General features: G+C 50.3%; 23 protein-coding genes. 18 read left to right on the forward strand and 5 right to left on the reverse strand.

Features of this window, described 5'->3' with window-relative positions:
* Window positions 1–71: 71 nt before the first annotated feature.
* Complete coding sequence (gene leuS / locus BN3279_RS15540) at window positions 72–2513, forward strand: leucine--tRNA ligase (RefSeq protein WP_059052092.1); 2442 nt, start codon at window positions 72–74, stop codon at window positions 2511–2513.
* On the opposite strand, the gene comER is transcribed toward leuS, so the two are convergent.
* Window positions 2510–3355 carry a late competence protein ComER gene (gene comER, locus BN3279_RS15545; protein ID WP_059052093.1) on the reverse strand — a complete coding sequence of 282 codons (846 nt, stop codon included), beginning with the start codon at window positions 3353–3355 and terminating at the stop codon, window positions 2510–2512. The genes leuS and comER overlap by 4 nt on opposite strands.
* A gap of 220 nt (window positions 3356–3575) precedes the next feature.
* Between comER and BN3279_RS15550 the strand changes: the two genes are divergently transcribed.
* The 6 genes from BN3279_RS15550 (at window position 3576) to holA (ending at window position 10708) form a co-directional block, all read left to right on the forward strand.
* Window positions 3576–4082 carry a ComEA family DNA-binding protein gene (locus BN3279_RS15550; protein WP_059052094.1) on the forward strand — a complete coding sequence of 169 codons (507 nt, stop codon included), beginning with the start codon at window positions 3576–3578 and terminating at the stop codon, window positions 4080–4082.
* An 18-nt stretch (window positions 4083–4100) separates the two neighbouring features.
* Window positions 4101–4622 (forward strand): deoxycytidylate deaminase, encoded by a 522-nt coding sequence (locus BN3279_RS15555; protein ID WP_059052095.1) that lies wholly within the window; start codon window positions 4101–4103, stop codon window positions 4620–4622.
* Between the two features lie 107 nt (window positions 4623–4729).
* Complete coding sequence (locus tag BN3279_RS15560) at window positions 4730–7408, forward strand: ComEC/Rec2 family competence protein (RefSeq protein WP_059052096.1); 2679 nt, start codon at window positions 4730–4732, stop codon at window positions 7406–7408.
* A 188-nt stretch (window positions 7409–7596) separates the two neighbouring features.
* Window positions 7597–8145, forward strand: coding sequence for an RNA polymerase sigma factor (locus tag BN3279_RS15565; RefSeq protein ID WP_059052097.1), 549 nt, complete (start codon window positions 7597–7599; stop codon window positions 8143–8145).
* Complete coding sequence (locus BN3279_RS15570) at window positions 8142–9380, forward strand: zf-HC2 domain-containing protein (RefSeq protein ID WP_059052098.1); 1239 nt, start codon at window positions 8142–8144, stop codon at window positions 9378–9380. The genes BN3279_RS15565 and BN3279_RS15570 overlap by 4 nt, the downstream gene beginning before the upstream one ends.
* 308 nt (window positions 9381–9688) lie before the next feature.
* A complete protein-coding gene (gene holA / locus BN3279_RS15575) occupies window positions 9689–10708 on the forward strand; it encodes a DNA polymerase III subunit delta (protein WP_059052099.1) in 1020 nt (339 codons plus the stop codon).
* Between the two features lie 109 nt (window positions 10709–10817).
* Here the strand turns inward: holA and rpsT are convergent, their stop codons facing one another.
* Window positions 10818–11090 carry a 30S ribosomal protein S20 gene (gene rpsT / locus BN3279_RS15580; RefSeq protein WP_059052100.1) on the reverse strand — a complete coding sequence of 91 codons (273 nt, stop codon included), beginning with the start codon at window positions 11088–11090 and terminating at the stop codon, window positions 10818–10820.
* Window positions 11091–11298: 208 nt separating this feature from the next.
* Here rpsT and gpr point away from each other — a divergent pair, with 208 nt between their 5' ends.
* The 4 genes from gpr to BN3279_RS15600 all read left to right on the forward strand — a co-directional run bounded on the left by gpr (window position 11299) and on the right by BN3279_RS15600 (window position 15631).
* The gene (gene gpr / locus BN3279_RS15585; RefSeq protein WP_059052101.1) at window positions 11299–12315 is read left to right on the forward strand and encodes a GPR endopeptidase; all 1017 of its coding nucleotides are present in this window, start codon (window positions 11299–11301) and stop codon (window positions 12313–12315) included.
* Window positions 12316–12700: 385 nt separating this feature from the next.
* Complete coding sequence (locus tag BN3279_RS15590; RefSeq protein ID WP_059052102.1) at window positions 12701–14002, forward strand: stage II sporulation protein P; 1302 nt, start codon at window positions 12701–12703, stop codon at window positions 14000–14002.
* A gap of 19 nt (window positions 14003–14021) precedes the next feature.
* A complete protein-coding gene (locus tag BN3279_RS15595; RefSeq protein WP_059052103.1) occupies window positions 14022–14474 on the forward strand; it encodes a hypothetical protein in 453 nt (150 codons plus the stop codon).
* Between the two features lie 80 nt (window positions 14475–14554).
* Window positions 14555–15631, forward strand: a complete 1077-nt coding sequence (locus BN3279_RS15600; protein WP_187377805.1) for a LacI family DNA-binding transcriptional regulator — start codon at window positions 14555–14557, stop codon at window positions 15629–15631.
* Here the strand turns inward: BN3279_RS15600 and BN3279_RS15605 are convergent.
* Window positions 15625–16803 (reverse strand): AGE family epimerase/isomerase, encoded by a 1179-nt coding sequence (locus BN3279_RS15605; protein ID WP_089153500.1) that lies wholly within the window; start codon window positions 16801–16803, stop codon window positions 15625–15627. The genes BN3279_RS15600 and BN3279_RS15605 overlap by 7 nt on opposite strands.
* Before the next feature lie 191 nt (window positions 16804–16994).
* Between BN3279_RS15605 and lepA the strand changes: the two genes are divergently transcribed.
* From lepA to dnaJ, 7 genes are all read left to right on the forward strand, one after another.
* Window positions 16995–18812 carry a translation elongation factor 4 gene (gene lepA, locus BN3279_RS15610; RefSeq protein ID WP_059052106.1) on the forward strand — a complete coding sequence of 606 codons (1818 nt, stop codon included), beginning with the start codon at window positions 16995–16997 and terminating at the stop codon, window positions 18810–18812.
* Window positions 18813–18896: 84 nt separating this feature from the next.
* Window positions 18897–20105, forward strand: a complete 1209-nt coding sequence (gene hemW, locus BN3279_RS15615) for a radical SAM family heme chaperone HemW (RefSeq protein WP_059052107.1) — start codon at window positions 18897–18899, stop codon at window positions 20103–20105.
* Between the two features lie 194 nt (window positions 20106–20299).
* On the forward strand, window positions 20300–20767 hold the full coding sequence (locus tag BN3279_RS15620; protein WP_059052108.1) for an N-acetyltransferase: 468 nt from the start codon (window positions 20300–20302) through the stop codon (window positions 20765–20767).
* A 118-nt stretch (window positions 20768–20885) separates the two neighbouring features.
* On the forward strand, window positions 20886–21917 hold the full coding sequence (hrcA, locus tag BN3279_RS15625) for a heat-inducible transcriptional repressor HrcA (protein WP_059052109.1): 1032 nt from the start codon (window positions 20886–20888) through the stop codon (window positions 21915–21917).
* A 47-nt stretch (window positions 21918–21964) separates the two neighbouring features.
* Complete coding sequence (gene grpE / locus BN3279_RS15630) at window positions 21965–22591, forward strand: nucleotide exchange factor GrpE (RefSeq protein ID WP_232436870.1); 627 nt, start codon at window positions 21965–21967, stop codon at window positions 22589–22591.
* 53 nt (window positions 22592–22644) lie between these two features.
* The gene (gene dnaK, locus BN3279_RS15635; RefSeq protein WP_059052110.1) at window positions 22645–24480 is read left to right on the forward strand and encodes a molecular chaperone DnaK; all 1836 of its coding nucleotides are present in this window, start codon (window positions 22645–22647) and stop codon (window positions 24478–24480) included.
* A 155-nt stretch (window positions 24481–24635) separates the two neighbouring features.
* On the forward strand, window positions 24636–25754 hold the full coding sequence (dnaJ, locus tag BN3279_RS15640; RefSeq protein WP_059052111.1) for a molecular chaperone DnaJ: 1119 nt from the start codon (window positions 24636–24638) through the stop codon (window positions 25752–25754).
* 94 nt (window positions 25755–25848) lie between these two features.
* Here dnaJ and BN3279_RS15645 read toward each other — a convergent pair whose 3' ends face one another.
* Complete coding sequence (locus tag BN3279_RS15645; protein WP_059052112.1) at window positions 25849–26133, reverse strand: YxcD family protein; 285 nt, start codon at window positions 26131–26133, stop codon at window positions 25849–25851.
* A 3-nt stretch (window positions 26134–26136) separates the two neighbouring features.
* Complete coding sequence (locus tag BN3279_RS15650) at window positions 26137–26568, reverse strand: hypothetical protein (protein ID WP_059052113.1); 432 nt, start codon at window positions 26566–26568, stop codon at window positions 26137–26139.
* Window positions 26569–26671 lie beyond the last annotated feature (103 nt).

The following is a 26671-nucleotide window of genomic DNA, read 5'->3' on the forward strand; positions in this document are numbered from 1 at the left end:
TTTATTTATCTTAAGAGGACGATCCTGGATTTTGTATTAAAACTATGGTTAATCAAGGAGGATTTTGGAATATGGCGGATCATAACGTGCCCCAAGACATCTATCGGGCTCAGGCCATCGAGCCGAAATGGCAAGCTTATTGGGATGAGCATCATACGTTCAAAACACGGGAGGAACAGGGGCAACCGAAATTTTACGCGCTTGATATGTTCCCTTACCCCTCGGGTGCGGGCCTGCACGTAGGCCATCCGGAAGGTTACACGGCGACGGATATCGTCTCCCGCTTCAAACGGATGCGCGGCTACAACGTACTTCATCCGATGGGCTGGGATGCCTTCGGACTTCCGGCGGAACAGCATGCGCTTGATACGGGTGAGCATCCCCGGGATATTACGGTTAAGAACATTAACAATTTCCGGCGCCAAATTAAGTCGCTGGGCTTCTCATATGATTGGGACCGTGAGATTAGCACGACCGATCCGTCTTACTATAAATGGACGCAATGGATTTTTATCCAGCTTTACAAACGCGGCTTGGCTTATGTTGCCGAGGTGCCAGTGAACTGGTGTCCAGCGCTGGGAACGGTACTGGCGAACGAGGAAGTCATTGATGGCAAGAGCGAACGCGGGGGTCATCCAGTCATTCGCAAGCCGATGCGTCAATGGGTGCTGAAGATTACTGAATATGCGGAACGTTTGCTTGAGGATCTGGAGGAACTGGACTGGTCCGAAAGTATCAAGGATATGCAGCGTAACTGGATCGGAAAATCGGAAGGAGCCGAGGTTGTATTTGCCATTGAAGGGCACGACGCGGCATTGACCGTGTTCACCACGCGTCCGGATACCTTGTTCGGAGCGAGCTACGCGGTGCTTGCGCCGGAGCACGAACTGGTTAGCAAGATTACAACGGAAGCACAACGCGCAGCCATTGAGGCCTATCAAGAGCAGGCTGCTCGCAAGAGTGACCTGGAGCGGACGGATTTGGCCAAAGACAAGACAGGCGTCTTTACCGGGGCCTATGCTATCAATCCGGTGAATGGGGCCAAGCTGCCGATCTGGATTGCTGACTATGTGCTGGCTGGCTACGGCACGGGAGCGATTATGGCTGTACCGGGACATGATGAACGTGATTATGCCTTTGCCAAGCAATTCGAGCTGCCGATTATTGAAGTGGTGTCCGGCGGCGATTTGAGCAAGGAAGCTTATGCCGGTGACGGAGCCCATGTTAATTCAGGATTCATCGACGGCTTGCACAATGAGGAAGCCATCAAGAAGATGATCAGTTGGCTGGAAGAGAACGGCAAAGGAAAAGGCAAGATTACCTATCGTCTGCGTGATTGGTTGTTTAGTCGTCAACGCTATTGGGGCGAACCGATTCCAATCTTGCATCTGGAGGATGGCACGATGAAGCCGGTGCCGGAGGATCAGCTTCCGCTTGTTCTGCCGGATGTGGATGCGATCAAGCCATCAGGTACAGGCGAATCACCACTGGCTAACGTTACGGACTGGGTGAATACAACCGATCCGGAGACAGGACTTCCAGCACGTCGTGAGACAAATACGATGCCGCAATGGGCCGGTAGCTGCTGGTATTACCTGCGCTACATTGACCCGCATAATGATCAAGAGCTGTGCTCTCAAGATAAGCAAAAGGAATGGTTGCCTGTTGACCTGTACATCGGGGGAGCCGAGCATGCCGTGCTCCATCTGCTATATGCCCGCTTCTGGCACAAGGTACTCTACGACCTGGGCGTCGTGTCTACCAAGGAGCCGTTCCACAAGCTGGTGAACCAAGGGATGATCCTGGGCACCAATAATGAGAAAATGAGTAAATCTCGCGGTAACGTCATCAATCCGGATGAAATTGTGAATGAATTCGGAGCGGATACGTTGCGCGTTTATGAAATGTTCATGGGGCCGCTGGAAGCTACCAAGCCATGGAATGCCAATGGGGTGGAAGGGGTTCATCGCTTCCTGTCCCGTGTATGGCGCTTGTTCGTGGCTGAGGATGGAAGCCTGAACGCCAAAATCACGGCGGATGGCGGCAGCGACGAGATGAAGCGGACCTGGCATAAGACGGTCAAGAAAGTGACCGAAGATTTTGACAATCTGCGCTTCAATACGGCGATCAGCCAATTGATGATCTTTGTGAACGAAGCCTATAAGGCTGATGCAGTTCCGAAAGAGGCAGCCGAGAGCTTCGTGCAACTGCTCTCCCCATTAGCTCCACATATAGCGGAAGAATTATGGGAGCGGCTTGGGCATGAAGGCACGATTTCTTATGAACCATGGCCAGCTTATGATGAGGCCTGGACCGTGGAAGCGGAAGTGGAAATCGTCGTTCAGGTGAACGGTAAAATTGTGGATCGCACTAAAATTTCCAAGGATCTGGATCAGGCGGCCATGCAAGAGCATAGTTTGGGCTTGCCTAATGTGCAGCAAGCTATGGCAGGTAAAGCCATCCGCAAGGTGATCGCCGTTCCTGGCAAATTGGTCAATATCGTTGTGGGCTAATCGGATGCAGCTTCTTTGACGATGGAACGGAACAATTCCTGAAGCTTGCTGATATCCTCATCGTTTTTGCGGTGAGTCGCTTGTATCAAACGGGCGAACAAACGTTGTAAATCGCCTTGTAGAACAGCGATGCCTTCGGAGGTAACTCCGCCGGGCACGGCGACTCGCTTCCGGAGCGCTTCAACGGTGAGTCCTCCTTCGGTCAACAGCTTGCCTGTTCCTAGCAGCATCTCTGAGCCGAGCCTACGGGCCTCGGCTTGGCTGATGCCAGTAAGTTCGGCGGCGGTGTCCGTCCAGATTTGCAGTACATAAGCCATGAACGCGGGTCCGCAACTGGATAAGTCCGAGGCAATTCGCGTTTCACTTTCTCGCAGGGAATGCGGGACGCTGATGGACGACATGAGCTGCTCCAACAGCAGCCGATCTTCCGGAAGAATTCGGCTACCATAAATGCAAAGTGAAGCTCCGCTGTGGGTCATATGAGTAATGCTGGGGATAATCTTGGCAACTTTGGAGGGAATGCAGTTCTCCAACGCTTCAATTTGAACAGGACTTGAGATAGATATGATGATTTGCTTCTCATCAAGGCTATCCCGGATTTCCGCGATGACATCGGGGTAATCCAGAGGTTTGATGCAAAGAAAGATGATTTTGCTTCCTTGCACCGCCTGGGTATTGCTATCGCTAATTTGTAGTCCAGGGTGGCGTGAAGCGAGTGATTTGGCCTTAGAGGGAGAACGATTACTGGCACAAATATGATGCGGGAGCAGCGCGCCTGAACGCAAAAAAGCATCGATGAGCAAGCTTCCCATGGATCCGGTTCCGATGAAGGCGACTTTCATCCGGGTTCCCCTTTCCGTGCTTGTTGCACCTTTCTGGTATGAAGCATGTCTAGGCATGTTTATTCCACTTGTAACAATATGTATGCATCTTGATTGGATCTTCATGACATAAGAGTAGATTCTTTTAAGTGCGAGTTCAAAAAAGTCGGGTTTGCTTCTTGAGCAGCTTCGTCATGGGAAGGCGACTTTTTGAACTACCTCTTAAGATTGGGGTGTGGGTATGCGCAAGTTGGTCATGACAGCCGCCATGTCTGCGATGCTTGGAGCGGGCTTGATGCTGCTGGCAACAGGAGGAAGTAAACCTGCCGGAATTGAAGGCTGGGCTCCTGTGAATGCGGCAATCGAAGCAACGCTGGAGGAAGCTGCTCAGGGTGAGCAAATGGCTTCTGGCGGTGAAGTTCAGGTTAATGGGAAGGCAACGGTAGCAGCTACGGTGGAGACGGAGTTAATTCAGTCTCCCACAGCGACAAAATCAGGAATACACCAGGCTCCTGCTGTGGATGCAGCAGGGACTAATCAGCCTGCCATTGATCTTAGCTTAATCAGTATCAATCAGGCGGGTTTGGTGGAATTGCAGGATATTCCGGGTATCGGCGAGAAGAAGGCCAAGGCCATTATGGATTACCGCGATACACACGGAGGGTTTACTTCGATTGAAGAGCTGACGGAAGTGAAGGGTATTGGAGATAAAATGCTGGCGAAGATGAAGCCATACATCAGGCTGTGAGACAGGGGGAGCTAGAAGATGAATCCGGACAAACGCAAAGATTGGGATACGTATTTTATGGATATTGCTTATATGGTATCCACGCGTTCACGCTGCAGCCGGCGGCATGTGGGGGCAGTGCTGGTGCAAGGGAAGAAATTGCTGGGGACGGCCTACAATGGAGCTCCCTCTGGCGTGCCTGACTGCTCGGAGGCTGGCTGTATGATTTCGGAAGAGGTTGAGCTGGTGCTGGAAGACGGGCAAGAGAAGATGGTCAAGAAGCAGCGCTGCATTCGTACAATTCATGCCGAGCAGAACCTGCTCTTGTTCACGGATCGCACGGATCGGGAAGGGGCAAGCGTATACGTTACCGATGAGCCCTGTTGGACCTGCGCCAATATGCTGGCTAACAGCGGCATTACGGAGATCGTGTTCCATCGTCCTTATCCGAAGGATACCGGGAAGGTCACGGCCATGATGAAGCAAATCGGTATTACCTTTCGCCGTCTGGAGGCTTATCAGCCCCCGCAGGAAACGGCCGAGCAAATTGACCTATTATAAGTAGGATCTGAATGTGGGAAGCACCTCATTCGCTTAAAAGCGGATGGGGTGCTTTTTTTAGTTGGCGGGGCTTGCTAGTGCTTCAATGGAAAGGAGGAGGAGTGAAGATGAGAAGAAGACCCTTAACAGCAATGACGGTTAGCTGGCTAGTTGGCAGCGGCCTGGCGGCAGGGAGCGGCGGCGGGATATTTTGGTGGCTGTGGCTGGGCGTCTCGCTCTTAGTGCTAGTGTCCGTGATAGTCTTAGGGATGCCAGGGCGCAAGCTTATTTTATTATGGCTGGTATTTACGTTGGGAGCTTCTTATTGGCTTTATAATGAGGCACGTAATATTAGTCATATAGAAATTCCACCAAACGAGCAGACGTGGCAGGGGCGCGTAGAAGGAATGATTGTCTCGATGGTAGAGGTCGATGGCGACCGGGCTGATTTTACACTGGAGGTATTTCGGCTGGTACAAGGACAAGAGACAGAACAAGAAATTCGGGGCGGAGAACGGGTGGCTGTACAATTGAGGCTTGCTGCACAAGAAGAGATTCAAACGGCAAAGCTTTGGAAGCGTGGTCAACGAATCAGCTTAAGCGGAAGCTTGCAGGAGCCACAAGTTGCCCGGAATTTCGGTGGTTTTGATTATAGTCGTTATCTACATATTCAACGTATTCACTGGCTGCTCAAAGCCGAAGGAGCTTCGAGTCTGGAGGTAGAGGGTGGCAGCCATGGAATCGCCGCTTTCTTCGGTAAGGTCGATGAAGTTCGCTACGCCTTGGGTGACCGCATAGAGCGACTGTTCCCAGGTTGGCAGGCTGGTTATATGAAGGGGCTGCTGATCGGCCTGCAGGATGAGCTTGAGCCTGACAAATACACCGAGTTTACTAACCTTGGATTGACACATATTCTGGCTATTTCCGGCAGTCATGTAGCTATAAACGTGGGGCTTCTGTTTGGCTTGCTTCGGTTATGTCGGGCGACCAGGGAAACCTCGCTGAACGTCGTCATGGGTTTTGTTCCTGTCTACATGCTGTTGACCGGATTTTCCCCGTCCGTGATCCGATCCGGTCTTATGACGATGCTCGGGATATACTTGCTGCAGCAAGGTCGATGGAAGGATAGCTTGAACATATTAGCTGCCGCAGCCTGGCTTATGCTGTTGTGGGAGCCTTATTTTCTACTGAATGTCAGCTTCCAGCTTTCCTTTGCTGTTACCGCGGGGTTAATTATCTTTGTTCCTCTATTAAGCCGTTATTTCCGGTGGCTGCCTCCTAAGATCGGAGGCGCTGTAGCCATTACGTTAACAGCACAAATGGTTTCATTTCCGCTGACGATTACTTATTTTAATCAATTTTCCCTTCTGTCAATTCTGGCTAATTTGTTGCTGGTACCGATTATTGGGGCAATTGCATTACCGCTTGGCACGGGAGCGCTGCTACTTAGCTTGCTGCCCACCAAACTGGGATTATGGGCTGCGATACCGGTACGTTGGCTAAATAGCGCTACTTTTATAGTTACAGAATGGTTTAGCGGGCGTAGTGGCTTTATGACCTATTGGAGATCACCGAATATAGCGTGGATTCTGGCTTTTTACGGGCTTTGCTATTATGTGCTGGCTAAGGGCAGGGAGCGTCAACAGCAAGCGGATACTTGGCGGGTAAACGGAGGAATGGTGGGGGATACAGTTCCTCTCGGACCAGGAGCAGCAGGAGTCTGGGCACAGGCTGCGGCCGACTCTACAGCCTACGGATTTGGAATAGCCGGGGATGGAAGGGGGCGAAGGTTCCCTCTGGGTGCACGGCAATGGATATCGGCTCTTTACCGCTTGGCTATGGGGCGACCCATTGCTTTGCTGCGCTTAGCCGCCATTGCTGGACTGGCATTGTTGCTTGTGGTTGGTTATGGCACGGCTTATGTGAAAGGAACGGGTTATGTAGAGTTTATTGATATAGGTCAGGGAGACAGCGCCTTGATCACAACACCTTCGGGGGTTCACATTTTGGTGGATGGTGGAGGTACCGTTTCTTTTCGCAAAGCCAAGGATAACTGGAGGGAACGCCGGGAGCCCTTCGAGGTGGGGACCAAGACTTTGGCTCCGCTGCTCAAAAAGCGAGGTATCCATCGGCTGGATGCTGTAATTCTGACCCATGGCGACCAGGATCATATCGGCGGAGTGCAGGCCGTGCTGGAGCAATTTCGTGTCGAATCCTTACTTATTAATGGCAGTCTGTCTCCGTCGGCGACAATGACGAAACTGATGGAAACGGCTATAGCAAAGGGGATTCCCGTCTATTCGGTGAGCCGGGGGATGCAGCTTAAGCCTGACAAGGACACCCGATTGGAGTTTCTATATCCGCAGCCAGGCATTCAAGAATCCGGAACACTACCCGTAGATAAAGAGCAAAACCACCGCTCCATTGTCTTTATGCTTGAAATGAACGAATCCTCCTTTTTATTTACTGGAGATATGGATGAGGCGGCAGAGAGAAGGGCGTTAGCTTTGGAGGATTTCGGGGACAACACTGTCTACAAGGGGCCTGTTGATGTCTTGAAGGTAGCTCATCATGGCAGCAAAACATCGACATCAGCGGCCTGGCTTGACTTCTGGCAGCCGGAGCGTGCGTTAATTTCGGCGGGAGCGACGAATGTCTATGGTCATCCTCATCCAACGGTAGTTGAGCGTCTGGACGAGCAGAAGGTGCAGATTTATCGTACAGACCAGCAAGGGGAGGTACAGATGAAAATACGCCGGGGACAGCCTATTGAAGCAAGGTTCAAACTGCCTGTACAGCCCGAGTAAAGGAAGCTGAATCAAGCCAAAGGGTTACCTTATTAGAGCAGGATGACGGGGCCTTTCTTTTCTGATATTCTAAGGTGAGATTAAGAGAGCATAAAGCAAGGATTAAAAGTTTAATTATATAGTAACAACATTGCAACATATTGTCGGACTCTAGCGTCTGTAAAGATGCAAGGAAGGGGGAGCCTTTAGTGGTAGAGCAGGATCTCATCAGAGCCGCTCAAACGGGCGATCGCGACGCTCTAATCACCCTATTGCGCAAGATCGAGAATCACGTATACCGGACGGCCTATTATATTTTGAACAATGAGCAGGATGCGCATGACGCGGCTCAGGAAGCCCTTATTCGTATTTATACCAAAATCGACTCCTATGAAGAGAAGGCGCAGTTCAAAACCTGGGTACAACGGATTGTGACCAACATCTGCATTGATAAATTCCGTAGACAAAAGCCAACCGTATCCATTGACGAGCATGAAATGGTGTTCCAAGGCAAGGAGAGCGTGGAGCGGGAAGTGATGGCGGGATATTTGGCCGATGATATTCGGGATGCCATTGAGCAATTACCGGAACATCACAGGTCGGTGGTTGTGCTTAGATATTTGCAGGATTTCTCGTATAACGAAATTGCTGACAGCTTGAATTTACCCCTGAATACAGTGAAATCCTATTTATTCAGGGCTAGGCAACAGTTGCAGCATCTACTCCAAGATTATCAGAAGGGTGGTGTATCAGGATGAAATGCCAGGAGGCGGAGGAATGGATGCAGCGGTATCTGGACCATGATCTAAATGAAGAAGATCGCTCGTTGCTGTTCGAGCATATTCACAGTTGCGAGGCTTGTGCTGAAGCGTTCGAACGATTAAGCGATCTGTCTGCCCGGCTGGAGAAGTTGCCTCAGGTCATGCCTAACTTTAGTCTTGTGGACGCAATTCTTCCGCAACTGGAAGAAATCGATCGCGCCCGGCTGGAGGGAGGAAGCACTGCTGAGACTTCGGCTTTGCCAATCATGTCGATGGACAAGAGCGCATCGGACGAATTCCCGGAAGTTTCAAGTGGCAGAAATGTACGACGCCGGAGTGGTGGAAGAACACTGCAACGAAGCTGGATATACCGTTATGGTGCACTCGGGGCAGCGGCGGTTATTATTTTGGGCGTGTTTATTTATCAATATGAGCCACGCACGCTGTCAGACGCCGAGGTGTCCTCGGCCTTACAGCAAAGTGAGAGTCTGAATGACCAGCATACCAGCAGCGATTCGGCAGCCGATGCGGCGCCCGATGAGACGGCCCTTCAGTTCAAGATGGAGGACAGTAACACCAATAATCATGAGGTGTCGCCCGAATTGCCGGATCAAACGGCGAAAGCACCTGTGATAGATAAGCAGCCAAGCTCCACGGACGGTAGTCCTGCTGCGGGAGACTCTAATCAATCGGGTAATTCGCCGCAAGCCAGTCAACCGGATGCGCGTTCCGGTGGCAATTCGGCTTCAGATCAGCTCCAGACGGGTTCGCAGGACAATTCCTCAGCCGGTAATTCTTCAGGAGCAGATCAAGCGCAGCCTGAAGATCAGGAAGCTATGCGTACAGAAATTTTCAAGAATGCCGAGGGTGGGGCAGATTCTGCCGATCCAAATCAGCAGACGGAGCAGCAACAGGAGCCAAGTGATAAGGCTATAGTTGGTGACACGGCAGATGGTGGTTATTGGCTCACTGGGCAACCCGCTGTCTGGTCTTCTCCAGATGGAGTCTTTGAGGCAGAAGTGAAAGAGGAACATTTGTATATCTACAAATGGGAATCCGAGGAGCGGAAGCAGGTTCATGCTGAGCTGCTTGACGGAGATTGGGTGACTGGTGGCTGGTCAGCGGACGGCCATATATTTACGTATCAGACAGAGAAAGATGGGGCTGCGATTAATCACAAGTTCGAGGCAGGCAAAACAGCCGAGACAAATGCTGCGGGAGAACAGCCATAGAACTGTAGCAGGGTTAGCCGGGTTCGAACTCAGGCGATTTCCTAAATATGCAAAAGCAGTCACCTTTTCAGGAGATATGGAATAGGTTAGAGAGTAGAGACAATGTTATATCCCCCTGATCGTCGTATGACCGCCATTCGGAGAGTTTCTAGAGCTCTTCGGCGCGCGTTTATATAGATGCTCCGGGACAAAGGGATCTTTCGCCATGAGGCAGAGGTCCCTTTGTTGCGTAATCGGAAGAGACCTTGAAGAACAAGGGGAACTCGAAGTATGATGGTAAGAGGTAAGAGACGGAAGGGAGAAGCCGAATGGACGCAAAGCAAGCGGTAAAAGACATTAAGCAGGGGCGTATCTCCCCGTTATATTTGTGCTACGGCACAGAGAAATATCAAATTCAGGAGTTCGTTGGGTTATTGCAGGAGAAGCTGGTAGATCGGGAACAGAAGGATTTTGCTTTAGCCTCCTTCGACTTGGCAGAAACACCGGTTGAGATGGTGGTGGAGGAAGCGGAGACGATGCCGTTTCTGGTGGAGCGCAAATTAATTATTGTGCGTGATTCGTCCGTGTTCACCGCAGGGAAGGACGGAGGAAAGATCGAGCATAAGGTGGAGGCTTTATTATCTTACATAAGTAACCCGGCTGAACATAGCGTAATTGTATTTGTTGTGCATCATGAAAAGCTGGATGAGCGGAAGAAGGTAGTCAAGGCCATGAAGGCCTCGGGTACGGCTTTGTCCTTTATGCCGATGGGAGGACGTGAGCTTGTCCAGTGGGTGGTGCAAGAGGTGGAGAAACGAGGCTGCCGAATCGCCGCCGATGCCGCAGAGGCACTGATTGCCGTCAGTGGTGTGCAGATGGCTGTGTTGGCCGCTGAAACGGACAAGCTATGCTTGTATGCTGGAGCGGGAGGAATGATCGATACCGTTGCCGTAGAGCAATTAGTAGCCCGGAGTACGGAGCAAAATGTATTTGTTATGGTTGAACATATTGCGGCCTTGAGATTGGAGCAGGCCTTGGGTATCTTCTATGAGCTGCTTAAGCAACGCGAGGAGCCGATCAAGATCGCTGCGTTAATTGCTCGTCAATTCAGAATCATGCTGCAGGTCAAAGACCTGGGACGACAAAGCTATTCACAGCAGCAGATTGCTTCCAGGCTGAGTCTACATCCTTATGTAGTCAAGCTGGCGGGAGAGCAGGCGCGAAAATTCGAACCCGAACAGTTGCGCACAATTATGTTCGACCTGGCCGAGCTGGATTACCGCATGAAGAGCGGAAAGGTTGACAAGGTACTAGGCTTGGAACTGTTCTTGTTGAAGTTGGGGGCCTAATAACCCCCCAGGCCTATGCGATAATCTCAAAATTAACGGATGAACCAAAAAGACCTGAACGAACATCGTCCAGGTCTTTTTGAGCTTAAACTTGATATAATAACGTCTCTTACGCTTGGGACGTAAGGGCGTTCAATTTTTTAGCCAAGCGGGATTTCTTGCGGGCAGCTGCATTTTTATGGATCAAACCTTTAGTTACGGCTTTGTCCAATCTTTTGGCTGCAGCAGCGAAGGCAGTTTTAGCTGCTTCTACTTCGTTGTTAGCCAGTGCGGAATCAGCAGCTTTCACTACTGTACGCAGGGCGGACTTTTGCGAAGCGTTCAGAGCGCGACGCTTGTCGTTTGTTTTCACACGTTTGATTGCGGATTTAATGTTTGGCATTGCATTCACCTCCTGTAAAGCATATATCAACCCAGATGATTCACAACTTAAAATAGTTTATCACGCAAGGTAGTAAAAAGCAATAAGATCATCATACTTAATCTCTCGTTTTCTGGCAAGCCAGAAGCCTGCCAAAAAGGCTATATGTATAAACGGATTCCCTCTCCCGCACAATAAAGGCAACAAGAGCAAATGGAGGTCTTATGGCATGAATTTGGATTTGCGCAAATATTCCGTACGCACTGATCTTGCTGTCGAGTCGAAGGAAATGGCGGAGACGGCCCATGGTGGACCCGTGCCAGGTGTTCATGAACAGATTGAGGAACTGGACGGAGGCATCAAAATTACTCGTCTGGACGTAACCAGTGAGGCTGCTTCCAGGCAAATCGGGCGAATTCAGGGGCATTACATCACGCTGGAGGTGCCCGGCCTGCGGACCAAGGACACGGAGCTTCAGGAGAAGGTATCCGCTGCGTTTGCCCAAGAATTTACGGCATTCCTGCCCAAGATCGGTGTTGCTCCCGGGGCCAAAGCTTTAATCGTGGGACTGGGCAACTGGAACGTCACGCCGGATGCGCTGGGACCCTTGGTCGTGGAGAATGTCGTAGTGACCCGGCATTACTTTGAACTGACGCCAGACCAGGTAGCTCCAGGCTATCGCGACGTGAGTGCGATAGCGCCGGGAGTGCTAGGCATTACGGGGATCGAATCCAGCGAGGTGGTGCAGGGCATTGTCGACCGGACCAAGCCGGATCTGATCATTGCCATCGATGCATTGGCCTCCCGCTCTCTGGAACGTGTGAACACGACAATTCAGATCGCTGATATCGGTATACATCCGGGGTCGGGCATCGGCAACAAGCGGCGAGGACTTACCAAGGAAATTATGGGCGTGCCATGTATCGCAATCGGAGTCCCCACCGTCTGTTACGCGTCTACTATCGTCAATAATGTGTTTGATTTAATGAAGAATCATTTTAACCAGGAGAGCGGTGACGGCGAGGCCCCCACCAAACAGATCATGGGGATGCTTAATGATTTGGGTGAAGGAGAGCGCCTGGGGCTGGTCAAGGAGGTTCTGGAGCCACTTGGACATGACCTTATCGTCACGCCGAAGGAAATCGATGAATTCATCGAAGATGTAGCCAACGTGATTGCCAGTGGCCTTAATATTGCGCTGCATGAGGCGGTAACTCCCGATAATGTAGCCTCCTACACCCACTAATTTTAGAGGTAGTTCAAAAAGTCAGCTTTTGATCACGAAGCGGCTCAGGAAGTGAATTCGGCATCGAATCTTGAATTCAGCCGAGCCTTCCGATGCTCACGTACCCACTACGTACGTTCCGCTTCTCAGTCTCTAGCTTCATCCAATCTTCTCGGTGCTGAAAAGCTGACTTTTTGAACATGATTATTATGAGGTAGTTCAAACAGTTAGCTTTTGATCACGAAGCAGCTCAGGAAGTGGATTCGGCATCGCACCACCCCAAATATATGGAAATCCGCAAATCTAGCGGATTTCTTTTTTTTATGAGATTCGGGGTTCTAGCCGCCAAACTAGGTTCATAGATTTGGAATATACAGTTTGAAAGCGGCTGGAGGAGGTTTTACCTATGAAATTCAAAGCTTGGAACGTGGGAAAGATGAGACGAAATTTGCTGCATGCGTTGGCGCTAGGACGGACCTTCTTGCTCTTGGCGGTCATGTCGATGATCTTCTTTATCATGCTGGGCGTCTTGGGAATTGCCGAGAAAAGCCTGAATACATCGCCGGTGTCTTCCATGAAAGGCCTGGCAGCTTCGCTGTCCAGCGGTTTCTTTATGGATATGGTTGGCATGGAAGTCCCCCATGTCGCGAGTGAGAAGCAGACGCCCACCATCTCAGGGAAGCAAATGACGAATTTTGTATTTCAGCTCTTAACTGACGTTAATCCCGCTGATCCCAAGAGTCTGGTAGCCAGGGAGGTTCCGGGACTTGGAGCTGATAATCCAATCTTGCTGCGGACGGGCTCAGGGAATCATACAGCTCGTGCACCAGAAGACTACCGCCCTGGTACAGGGGCAGACGGAAGCGCTCCGGACCATTCCGATCCGGAAGAAGGAGGAGACCCTGGGACAGAACCAGGCGAGGAAGCCGGGGAGGTCCCTCCATCTACTACGCCGGGTAACGGTGTGGGCGAAGATAACGGGGAGCCTTCCGTGCAGCCTGGGAACAAGAACATCGTCATGGTCTACCATTCTCATCCTCAGGAATCCTTTAACCCTGTGCTTGGAACGGATATAGATAACCCTAGTTCGGCTGCAAATATGAAGAATGTAGGGCTGGTAGGAGAGGCTTTGACGAAGGAATTGGAGCGTAAAGGGGTTGCTGCCCTGCACTCCTTCGAGAATTATGCGGCCAAGGTTAGCAATTATAGCTATAACTACTCATATAAATATTCACGAGAGACCGTCAAAAGAGCCATGGCCGAGAACGGCGAACTCGCCTATTTCATCGATATTCACCGGGATTCACAACGCCATGATAAAACAACAACCTCCATCGACGGAGTTAATTATGCGCAGGTATACTTTATCATCGGTCATGGTAACGAGAACTGGAGAGAGAACGAGAAGTTTGCAAGCTCGATTCATGATCGTCTGGAGCGGGGCTATCCCGGTATTTCTCGGGGTATTTGGGGGAAGACCTCTTCCCAAGGAAACGGAGAATATAACCAATCGTTGTCTCCCAACAGCATTCTGATTGAAGTTGGTGGCATTGATAACAGCCAGGATGAGTTGGAGCGTACAGCCAAGGTGCTGGCCAGCATCATTGCTGATCTGTATTGGGAGAACCAGGATGCCGAGAAGGCGGGCACGTTGACGCGCAGTGGAGGCGCAGAGGCGACCCATGAAGCATCCAACAAAAAATCCTGAGTAAAGGAGACGGGCTGTTATGGCGAAAATGCTACGCAACACTTTATTATATGGCTTCCTACTGGTCGGAGGAGTGACGCTTGGCATGCAGCTTGCGGAGAATGGCACAGCCTCGATCTACGGGCCCTCCTTTGCTACAAACAGGACAGCTTCTCCTGAGCAGACAGCACAAGGCCTGAATCCCGCCTACGTTTGGACCAATGGGCAAGGAGACGTTATGGTACAGAGCAACGCTCCTCTTAGCTCTGGCCAGCCGCAGGTATTGACTCCTTCCGAGCAGGACTATGGGACCGGAACTGCGCAGGAACCACAGGGTGGAGACCTGGTGATGCAAACGCCCGCAGATTTACTGCTGCCGCCCCCTTCTGCACCGGCTGTGGACCGTTTTGCCGATAAAGCGGCTCATTTGCTACAGCGCGTATCACAACAAAGCATCCATTGGGTGGCTTCATGGTTTGATCCGAACGAATAACAGGGCTGGCCTATGTTATAATGTTGTTAGCTTGTTATTAAAACCGTTAGTGTTACGGGTCAACCCGGAGGTTATGAATTTTGAAGAAAATTACGATGCAGCAAATTGCCGATCATCTGGGTGTGTCCAAGTTCGTCGTTTCTAGAGCGTTATCCGGCAAGGGGGGCGTAAATGAGACGACCAGGGAGCGAGTTATTCAAGCCGCTTCAAGGCTCGGATATTTCAATCAGAAGAACGGGTATGTCAAAAATACGTTACCGGCACCTACCGCTTCGATTCAGCTAGCTCAGACAGGCAAACAGTCCGTGTTGGTGCTGATGCCGAATATTCGTTTTCAAAATAAGGATTCCCTGTATTGGGGAAGGTTGCTGGAGGGGATTTCCGGAGAGTTGGAGGCTCAGGAACTCGGAATGATTATTGTGTCTGATCCCCGCAGTGATCATTTTATCAATATCCTGAACCCCGCAGGCATCTTGGGGATGATTGGCGTCGGACAAATTGCTACGCCCTTTCTGCTTGAGGTTCACCGCCTTGGCCTGACGATGGTGTTGGTTGACCATGAGGACCCGCTTATTCCTTGCGATACGATCTTCGCCAACAACCTGGATGGCATGGCAAGGCTGACCAATCACTTGATTGGTCTTGGACACCGACACCTGCATTTTCTCGGCAATTCCTCCTTCTCGCGAAGCTTCCGGGATCGCTGGCTTGGCTTCCGCAGCGCTCTGGAAGAGAACGGTTTGCTCCCTGAGGCGGGGGATGATCCCATGCTTAAGCTGGAAGGAATCGAGAATGGAGCATATCGTGAGAAGCTGAGTGACTGGGTGCGGGATCGCAAGCAGGCAGGAAGCATGCCAACGGCTTTGGTATGCGCAAATGATGCTGTCGCTTTAATTGCCTGTTCGGTCCTGGATGAGCTAGGGATAGCTGTGCCAGATGAGGTGGCGGTAAGTGGGTTTGATAATATTGCTGATACCGCTCAGCATATTCCTCCGGTCACGACCGTAAATGTGCCGAAGGAGGAACTGGGGCAGCGGGCGGTGAAGAAGCTGCTGGAGCGGCTGAATCAGCCCTCGGCCCCGCAAGAGAAGATTATGATTTCCGTAGAAGCGGTGTATCGCAATACTACAGCCGGACCGTTTGTCGGAACTCAATAAGTCAAGCGCTCCAGCATTTCCAGACAGGCACGGCTGTTATGGTAAGGACACTTCCAGGGGCTGACCTTGGGCAGGTTCGGTACAGGAAGTTTGTCCTCACCTATAGCAAGGAACCATTCCCCATTTTCCCGGTCGATCAAATGGTTCTGGATGAAGCCCCAGGAGTTCTCCGCCGCCTGAAGGTATTTCTCATCCCCTGTTAGCTGATAGGCATTATAGAAGCCAACCATCGCTTCAGCCTGGGGCCACCAGTCCTTGTTGGCATCGGTAAGCCCACTCGGTCCAGCTTCATTCCAGAGGCCCCCATCTTGGTCAACTCCCCTGGTGTATACAGCTCCTGCCATCCGTATGGCGGTCTGTTTAACCCGCTGGAGCAGCGCCCAATCACCTAACACTTCCGCTGCTTCAACCAGCAGCCAGCTTCCTTCAATATCATGTCCATAGGAGATATGATGCCCCTTCACTTGCCAGACTTCATCAAAAAAGAGATGGAAATGCCCTGTTTGCGAATCCACGATATGATCCAGCGTAACGTTAATAAGCTCGGTCAAACTGCGTTGTAAATCAGAAGAGGGGCATACCCGGTATAACCCCGTGTAGGCCTCTAGCACATGCAGATGGGTGTTCATGGATTTCTTCTCATTTAAGTCCTTGTCGCTCAAACTCAAATCGGCGGTGGGTCCCCACTCTCGGGCCAAAGCTTCGACATAGCCCTGATGATCTGGATCGTAGCTGTATTTCTCCAACAAGCGGTAAAGCTCCATAGCCAGATCCAGCGCCTCCTGCCGTGAAGTAGCCCGGTAAAATTCTGCGAGAGCATAAATGACAAAGGCTTGACCGTAAACTTGCTTCTTATCCTGAACAGGCTGACCCTGGGCATTCAGCATCCAGTAGAACCCGCCATGCTCTTGATCCTGAAAATAGTCACGAAGGTATACGTAAGCCCGCTCGGCCAAAACGGAATAGGGAATGGAAGAAAAATGGCGACTCGCAGCAGAAAATGTCCAGAGAATTCGGGCGTGGAGCACCAGCCCCTTATCCGCTTGGTCATCTATCGTCCCTGAGGAATCTATAAAGCCGATAAACCCGCCATTGTTGTGATCCACGGTACGTTCAGCCCAGAAGTTTAAAATATTTGCTTGCAATTCCTGCTGCAGTTGTTCGCTCCACATTAGTTTGTCCACTAACGGCAAGCCTCCTTTGTTTGTTTTGTTATTTTATTTTATATAATGTATGATAACAAAATTCCTTTCCATCATCTACTGCGATCTTTGCGCTAAATTGCTGCTGTGATTGCTGCTTGCCCTTGCAACTGATATAATAAATTGATTGTATTACTTCGAGGATTTTGGTGGGGGTAAGGATGAAGGATATTAAGGCAAGACAAGAGAAAATTCGGAATTTCAGTATTATTGCACATATAGACCATGGTAAATCGACCTTGGCCGACCGTATTCTGGAATTTACCGGTGCACTTACGTCCCGGGAGATGCAGGAGCAAGTACTGGATAAGATGGACCTGGAGCGCGAACGGGGAATTACGATCAAGTTGCAGGCGGTGCGTCTGACCTATCGTGCTGACGATGGTGAGGAATATCTGCTTAATCTTATCGATACTCCGGGGCACGTAGACTTTACGTATGAGGTGTCCCGCAGTTTGGCTGCTTGTGAAGGGGCCTTACTGGTCGTGGATGCGGCTCAAGGTATTGAAGCACAAACTTTGGCCAACGTATATCTGGCACTGGACAATAACCTGGAGATTTTGCCAGTCATCAACAAAATTGATTTGCCAAGCGCTGATCCTGATCGGGTAAAGGAAGAGATCGAAGATGTCATTGGCCTGGACGCCAGCGAAGCCGTACATGCTTCGGCCAAGGCAGGGATCGGCATTAAGGAGATTCTGGAGCAGGTTGTTCACAAGGTTCCCGCTCCAACGGGAGACCCGGAAAGCCCTTTGAAGGCTTTGATCTTTGACTCCCACTATGACCCTTATAAAGGGGTTATCGTTTATGTCCGCGTCATTGATGGACAGATCAAGGCCGGTTCCAAAATCCACATGATGGCGACGAACAAAACCTTTGAGGTGATCGAGGTTGGGGCCTTTATGCCGCGCATGACGGCGGTGGACGAGCTGAACGTTGGTGATGTCGGCTTTATCGTAGCCGGAATCAAGACGGTCGGCGATACCCGTGTCGGGGATACAGTAACGGATGCGAAGAATCCGACACCAGAACCGTTGCCAGGTTACCGCAAAATTAATCCAATGGTGTATTGCGGTCTCTATCCGATTGAGACATCGGATTATAACGACTTGCGGGAAGCACTGGAGAAGCTGCAATTAAATGACGCTTCGCTCAGCTTCGAGCCGGAAACTTCAAGTGCGCTTGGCTTTGGCTTCCGCTGCGGGTTCTTGGGCCTGCTGCATATGGACGTCATTCAAGAGCGAATCGAGCGTGAATTCAACATTCCATTGATTACGACGGCGCCAAGTGTTATCTATCACGTTATGTTGACTAATGGAGAAATGATCACCATCGACAATCCGTCCAACTATCCAGAGGTCGGCAAGATTGAATATGTTGAGGAGCCTTTTGTTAAAGCCTCGATTATTGTTCCTAACGATTATGTGGGTACGGTTATGGAGCTTTGCCAGAACAAACGCGGCGAGTTCGTAAATATGGAGTATCTCGACACGACGCGGGTCACGATAATTTATCAAGTGCCGCTGTCAGAGATCGTTTATGATTTCTTCGACCAACTGAAATCGAGCACGAAGGGTTATGCTTCGTTTGATTACGAGATATCGGGATACCGCCAGTCTAGCCTGGTGAAAATGGATATTCTGCTAAACGGAGAACAGGTTGATGCCTTGTCCTTCATCGTACACCGCGAACGGGCATATCATCGCGGACGGATTATTTGCCAGAAGCTACGGGAGCTTATACCGCGTCAAATGTTCGAGGTGCCTATTCAGGCCTCAATTGGACAGAAGGTCATCGCCCGCGAAACCGTAAAGGCTATGCGCAAGAACGTGCTTGCCAAATGTTACGGCGGCGATATTTCACGGAAGCGCAAGCTGCTGGAGAAGCAGAAGGAAGGCAAGAAGCGGATGAAGCAGGTCGGTAACGTGGAAGTGCCGCAGGAAGCCTTCATGGCTGTACTGAAAATTGACGAAGATTAACAGAGGGAAGCCGCAAGGCTTTCCTTTTTTCCAAGCTTGGTGAAGAGAGTCCGGTGTTTTATCTACTATTAGTATAGAGGGGGCATGACCAAAGTGAACCATTATAACCAACAAGGAGCAGCGCAGGGAGTGCCGACGCATGCACCGGAGGCTGTCTATATTCATATTCCGTTTTGCACCAATAAATGCTTCTATTGCGATTTCAACTCCTACGTATTGAAGGATCAACCGGTGATGGATTATCTGAAGGCCCTGGACCGGGAAATGGAACTCACAGTTAAACAAACCCCGCCTGCCGAGATTCGTACGATCTTCGTGGGAGGCGGAACGCCAACGGTGCTGAAGCCGGAGGAAATGGAATTCTTCCTCGCTTCCATCAAACGCCACTATCCTCGCTGGGCGGATGACATTGAATTTACGATGGAGGCCAATCCGGGTACCACTGATCGTGAGAAGCTGCGCGTGATGAAGGATGGGGGAGTTAACCGGGTTAGCTTTGGTGTGCAGGCATTTCAAAATGAGCTGCTGAGCAGAATCGGCAGAATTCATAATACGGACGATGTCTACCGAAGCCTGGAGAATGCCCATGCTGTTGGGCTTGATAATCTGTCCATCGATTTGATGTTCGGGCTGCCTAATCAGACCGTGGAAATGCTCGATTACAGCATTACGCGAGCGCTTGAATTGGGGTTACCTCATTACTCGATCTATAGCTTGAAGGTGGAGGAGAATACATTGTTCCATACTATGTATCATAAGAATCAGCTCCCGTTGCCAAGCGAAGAGGATGAACTGAACATGTATCTGCTGCTGATGGAGAGAATGCAGAGCGCAGGGCGCAAGCAATATGAAATCAGTAATTTCGCCAAGCCTGGCTATGAGAGCCGCCATAACATCACATATTGGCGTAATGAGGACTATTACGGGCTGGGGGCCGGAGCGCATGGCTACCTTGGCAGACAACGCCATATTAACATTAAGGGCGTTAATCCTTACGTAGAGGCCGCGAAGCAGGGATTACCCCGACTGGAGCAGTTCGAAGTATCCCGCGAGGAAGCGATGGAGGACTTTGTAATGGTAGGACTTCGCATGCTGGATGGCGTTCGCAAGGCTGACTTTTCCAAGCAATTTGGCGAAGAACTTGACGATGTATTTGCAGGACCGCTAACCAGGATGTTAAAGACCAGCTTGCTTGAAGCCCATGAAGATAACGGAGGTTATAAGCTGAGCCATCAAGGTCTGCTGTTCGGTAATGAGGTGTTCGCCGAATTTATAGGCGTACTCGTACCATAATAGAGGTTTTTTAAAAAGTCATCTTTGATCACGAAGTGATTCAGGGAGTGGATTATGAATATGGAGCCCGTGTTTTCCCAATGGGGAAGGCGCGGGCTATTTTTTTGTGACAACGGCTGTTAACCCTCTTGAAGTTTTATACTGTATCATGTATATTTATTCATATTATTTGAAAGTGCAAGGGGGAAGTGGCCATGCCGGCGGTGATTGTATGCAGACAAGCGAATTTAATGGACGTTGAGCCTCTATATATCATGATTGAGGATTATGCCAAGCGCGGCATTATGCTGCCACGTTCCCGGGCGGTGCTGGAGCGCCAGATTAAGGACTTCGTGGTTGCTGAGGTAGATGGCGAGGTTGTCGGCTGCGGATCGCTGTGCAAGCTTGGTGATGAATTGGTGGAAATTCGCTCGCTGGGCATTGCTGAAGGTCATAAGGGGAAGGGACTTGGCTCGCGGCTGGTAGAGCAATTGGAGAAGGAAGCGCGCAAGCAAGGAATTCCCAAGCTCATGGCCTTGACCTATGAGGTTTCTTTCTTCGTAAAGAACGGATTTGATGTAGTGAGCAAGGAGATTTTCCCGGAAAAAGTGTGGACGGATTGCGTGAATTGTGCGAAGCAACTTTGCTGCGATGAAATAGCCGTACTTAAGATACTGGACTGACTTGACAATCGTCAGGTCGGTTTGGTATTTTTGTATTAGCGATTAGCACTCAACGTTAACGAGTGCTAACGAAGTGAAGATATCAGTCATTAATCAAACAAATTCAGGAGGGATTGCCATGTTAACGGAACGCCAAAGAATGATATTGACAGCCATTGTGGATGACTATATCCGTTCGGCGGAGCCGGTGGGGTCCCGAAGCATTTCCAAACGGGGCGATGTTGGGTATAGCCCGGCAACCATCCGTAATGAAATGTCCGATCTGGAGGAACTTGGCTTTCTGGAGCAGCCGCATACGTCGGCCGGTCGGATTCCTTCACATAAGGGATACCGTTATTATGTAGATCATCTGACTCCGTTTAATCTCTTGGCCAAGGAAGAGCTTGTCACGCTTAAAGCCTTTTTTGCCGAGAAGCTGAACGCGGCGGAACAGGTGATTCAGCATGCCGGAACGATTCTATCCCATATGACCAACTATACCTCCATCTTGCTGGGACCGGAGGTTTTCCAGACGTCTCTGCGCCACTTCCAACTACTTCCGTTAAATGAAGATACGGCGGTAGCTATTGTAGTGACCAACACGGGGCAGGTGGAGAACAAGACAGTCTCACTGCCGGCCGGGGTTTCCGTTTCTGAAATGGAGCGGGTGGTGAACCTGCTGAATCGCAAGCTTGCCGGCGTGCCTATTTACAGGCTGAAGGCGGCTTTGTATAGCGAGATTGGGCAGGAAATGCAGCGGCATATCGAGCATTTCGAAGATTTGATGAAGATGCTGGACGAAGTGCTGGGTGCGGGACTAGAGGGGCAACGGTTGTTCTTGAGTGGAGCAACGAACATGCTCACACAGCCAGAGTTCCGTGATGTTGACAAGGTCAAGAGTATCCTTGACCTGCTTGAGGAAACGCCGACATTAACCAAGATGATATCCTCCGCATCTGCCGGATCAGGCGTCCAGGTGCGTATTGGGACTGAAAATGACCATGAGGCCTTTGCCAACTGCAGCCTGATAACGGCAACTTACCGAATTGAAGGCGAGGCGGTTGGAACGATTGGTATTTTGGGACCAACGCGTATGGAATATGCCAGAGTCATTCGGATTCTGGATATTTTATCGAAGGATTTGAGTAAATTCCTGTCCAGAATGCAATAACATCGACTTGGAAGTTTAGCCGCATGTGCTTTAAGGAGGTGAACATCTTGAAGGAATCACAGCCGATTCAAGACAACATCAATCACAGTGAAGAGGACGAATTGAACATGAATGATAATGTACAAGAGGATTTGCGCCAATCTTCCGATGAGGATGTGAGGCAAGAAGAAACAGGCAGTCAGGAGACGACAAGCCAGGATCAAGTGGCCGATACGGTGGACTTGTCTGCTGAAGTAGAGAAGCTTCGTGCCGATAATGAAGAAGGACAACAGCGTTTGCTTCGGACGCAGGCAGATTTTGATAATTTCCGGCGCCGTACTCTTAAGGAGAAGGAAGAACTGGGAAAATACGCTTCTGCGAAGCTGATTACCGAGCTGTTGCCCGTTATCGATAATTTTCAAAGAGCGCTGAGTACAGCAGGAGATCATCCCGAGTCTGCTTCCTATGTGAAGGGCGTGGAAATGATATTCCGCCAGCTTGAAGGTGTACTGAGTGCAGAAGGACTTACTGCCATGGAGGCCGTAGGACAACCGTTTAATCCGGAGTTCCATCAAGCCATTATGCAGGTCGAGTCCGAGGAACACGAGGAAGGCATTGTTGTAGAAGAGGTTCAGAAGGGCTACTTGCTGAAGGATAAGGTACTGCGCCCTGCCATGGTTAAGGTTAGCGGTTAATTACACAGATATCTATAGGGATAAGCAACCCATTTTAAGGAGGACATAAGCAAATGAGCAAAGTAATCGGAATCGACCTTGGAACCACTAACTCCTGCGTTGCCGTGATGGAAGGCGGCGAGGCGGTAGTCATTCCTAACCCGGAAGGAGCACGTACAACCCCTTCCGTAGTAGGGTTTAAGAAAGACGGAGAACGGGTAGTCGGAGAGACGGCCAAACGCCAAGCTATCACTAACCCGGACCGCACAATCAGTTCCATCAAGAGACATATGGGATCCAATCACAAAGAGTCGATTGATAGTAAGGAATATACTCCGCAAGAAATTTCGGCAATTATTTTGCAGAAGCTGAAAAGTGATGCAGAAGCTTATCTGGGCCAACCGGTAACTCAAGCGGTTATTACGGTTCCGGCTTATTTCAATGACAGCCAGCGTCAAGCAACTAAGGATGCCGGGAAAATTGCCGGTCTGGAAGTATTGCGGATTGTCAACGAGCCTACGGCTGCGGCTTTGGCATACGGTATGGAGAAGTCGGAAGATCAAACCATTCTTGTATATGACCTCGGGGGCGGTACGTTTGACGTTTCCATCCTGGAATTGGGCGATGGATTCTTCGAAGTAAAGGCAACCAGTGGTGACAATAGCTTGGGTGGCGATGACTTCGACCAAAAGATTATTGATTATCTGGTAGCTGAATTCAAGAAAGACCAAGGCATTGACCTGAGTAAGGACAAAGCTGCGGTTCAACGTCTGAAGGATGCTGCGGAAAAAGCGAAAAAGGAATTGTCTGGTGTATTGACGACCACGATTTCCTTGCCGTTCATTACTGTAGCTGACGGAGTTCCTCAGCATTTGGAGCTTAACCTGACCCGTGCCAAATTTGAAGAATTGACCGCAGACCTGGTAGAACGTACCTTGGGCCCAACTCGCCGTGCCTTGAGTGACGCAGGCATGACTCCTGCTGATATCAACAAGATTGTATTAGTAGGGGGTTCTACCCGTATTCCTGCAGTACAAGAAGCAATCAAGAAGCTGACTGGCAAGGAGCCTCATAAAGGCGTTAACCCGGACGAAGTGGTTGCGTTGGGCGCAGCCGTACAAGCGGGCGTATTGACTGGGGATGTGAAGGACGTCGTATTGCTGGACGTTACGCCATTGTCTCTGGGTATTGAAACGGCTGGTGGCGTATTTACGAAGATGATCGAGCGTAATACCACAATTCCTACCAGCAAATCGCAAGTGTTCTCTACCTACGCAGACAATCAGCCAAGCGTTGAGATCCATGTGCTGCAAGGGGAACGTGAGATGGCGGCTGGCAATAAAACGCTGGGACGCTTCATGCTGGGAGACATTCCTTTGGCACCACGTGGTGTTCCGCAAATCGAAGTGGCCTTTGACATTGATGCTAACGGGATCGTTAACGTATCGGCGACCGACAAAGGCACCGGCAAGAGCCAAAAAATCACGATCACTTCGTCTAGCGGCTTGAGCGACGAAGAAGTGGAACGCATGATGAAGGATGCTGAATTGCATGCTGATGAAGATAAGAAACGCAAAGAATTGGTTGAAGCGAAGAACAATGGAGACCAATTGATTTATAGCGTGGACAAAACGATCAAGGAACTTGGTGACAAGGTAGATGCTGCTGAGACAGATAAAGCCAATGCAGCCAAGGAAGAGTTGAAGAAGGCTTTGGAAGGCGAAGACCTGGAGCAAATCAACGCAGCTTCCGAGAAGTTGACCGAGATCGTTCAGCAGTTGTCCGTGAAGTTGTATGAGCAAGCGGCACAAGATGCGGAAGCTCAAGGCGGGGCAGCGGATGCAGGTGGTCCTGGCCGCGACAACGTCGTTGATGCCGATTATGAAGTGGTTGACGAAGACAAGAAATAAGGTTAAGCTTCACGAAGTAGAAGCAGGCACATAGATTGTAATTTGGGAAGGTCAAAGCGCGGGCTGTTCCGCACTTTGACTTTCCTTTTGCCGGATATAGGGGACGCTGTCTTGAAGAAGGCAGTAGAACTCATTAGTCAGACGGGGGTGGAAGGATGGCAGATAAACGCGATTACTACGAGGTGCTGGGTCTGGGCAAGGATGCCTCTGACGATGACATCAAGAAGGCTTACCGCAAGCTGGCTCGTCAGTATCACCCGGACGTGAATAAAGCCGCGGATGCGGAAATGAAGTTTAAAGAGGTTAAGGAAGCCTATGATGTCCTGAGCGATGCGGGGAAACGTTCGCGTTACGATCAGTACGGTCATGTCGATCCTAATGCAGGCGGCGGGTTTTCAGGAGGCGGCGATTTTGGCGGCTTCGGCGATATTTTTGATATGTTCTTTGGCGGCGGCGGGGGGAGACGTGATCCGAATGCTCCGCAGCGAGGCAATGATCTGCAATATACGATGACGATTGAATTCCAGGAAGCGGTATTCGGCAAAGAATCGGATATTAATATTCCGCGCACGGAAGGCTGTGATACCTGCTTTGGTACAGGTGCCAAGCCGGGAACTAAGCCGGAGACCTGTTCGGTTTGTCATGGTTCGGGACAACAGGAAGTTGTACAGAATACGCCGTTTGGCCGGATGGTCAATCGCCGGGCATGTAGCCATTGCGGCGGCAAGGGGCAAGTCATTAAGGAGAAATGCCCTACCTGTGCAGGAAGCGGCAGCGTGAAGAAACAACGTAAAATTCACGTTCGCATCCCTGCGGGGGTAGATGACGGAGCTCAATTGCGGATGTCTGGTGAAGGTGAAGGTGGACTTCGCGGCGGTCCTGCTGGCGATCTCTACATTATTATTCGCGTCAAATCCCACGAATTCTTCGAGCGGGAAGGCGATGATATCTATCTTGAATTCCCGTTGACCTTTGCTCAAGCGGCACTAGGCGATGAGATTGAGGTGCCTACGCTGACGGAGAAGGTCAAGCTGAAAATTCCGGCTGGGACCCAGACCGGGACTTATTTCCGCCTCAAAGGCAAAGGTGTACCGCGGCTTAGAGGCGTTGGCCAAGGCGATCAACATATCAAAGTGGTGATTGTTACGCCGCGCAAGCTGAGTGAAGAGCAAAAAGAACTGCTTCGCCAATTTGCTTCTGTTGACGGTGAGCAGATGCAAGAACATGAGGAATCTTTCTTTGACCGCATGAAACGGGCGTTTCGCGGAGATTAGTCGAACTATAACAAAAGCGCGAGTCCAGGGATATCTTATTCCTGGACTCGCGCTTGTTTGTTTGGCGAGACTTTACATATTTTGATCCTGCACTTTAAGCCTGATCCTGAATGACTGCGATAATCTCTTCATTCAGTTCCAGACGAATGTCGTCCCGGAATATACGGCGTCCGTATTCGCGGTGCATATATTGCATGATAGCTTCCATCAAATTGGCTTCAACCAGATAACGGCTGCGCCCGTTCACCCAAACCTCACCGGTATATCCCGTATCCTCATCCCAGCTTAACTCGACCTGAACATCGGTCGGACGGGCGCCAACACGCTCAGCCGTATTCAAGCAAACGGCATTGATAATTTCATCCATGCTCAAGATCATGGCTTAGTATCTATCTCCACGACGGTAATCGTCGTGACCTGGTTGTTTTTTGAAGCGGCGGTACAAAGCCATGGCAGCGATAATTAACAGATAGATAGCTAGCAAATTCACGGCAAGTCCTAATAGATTGCCAAAGAAACCCATGTTGGCAAACAAGCTGCCGAATAACATCCCAGCAAGGCCGCCGACAATCAACCCGCGCATTAAGCTGCCTCCGCTAAAAAAGCCACGGTTTGCCGTCGTATTTGCCGTATTGGCTCCCGTCCGGTTCCCGGTCATGTTCTGATTTTCATTTTGTGCAGGCTTCTTGGGAGCTGGATTATAGCTGCGCGGTCCTGATTTGAAGCCTCCGCGTTTGGCATCCGCTAAATCCGGAGCAACGAAGCTAAATAGTACAGTAAAAGCCATTACAATTAACATCACTTTCTTCATCATGGTACGTAGGAACCCTCCTGTGAAATATAAGTTTCTTCTGTTTCCTAGCTAGTAATACGGGGTAAGTTCTAGGTAAGTTTCAAATTTTAAATAAAATATAAAG

Source organism: Paenibacillus senegalimassiliensis (assembly GCF_001486585.1).
In the GTDB taxonomy this organism is placed as follows: domain Bacteria; phylum Bacillota; class Bacilli; order Paenibacillales; family Paenibacillaceae; genus Fontibacillus; species Fontibacillus senegalimassiliensis.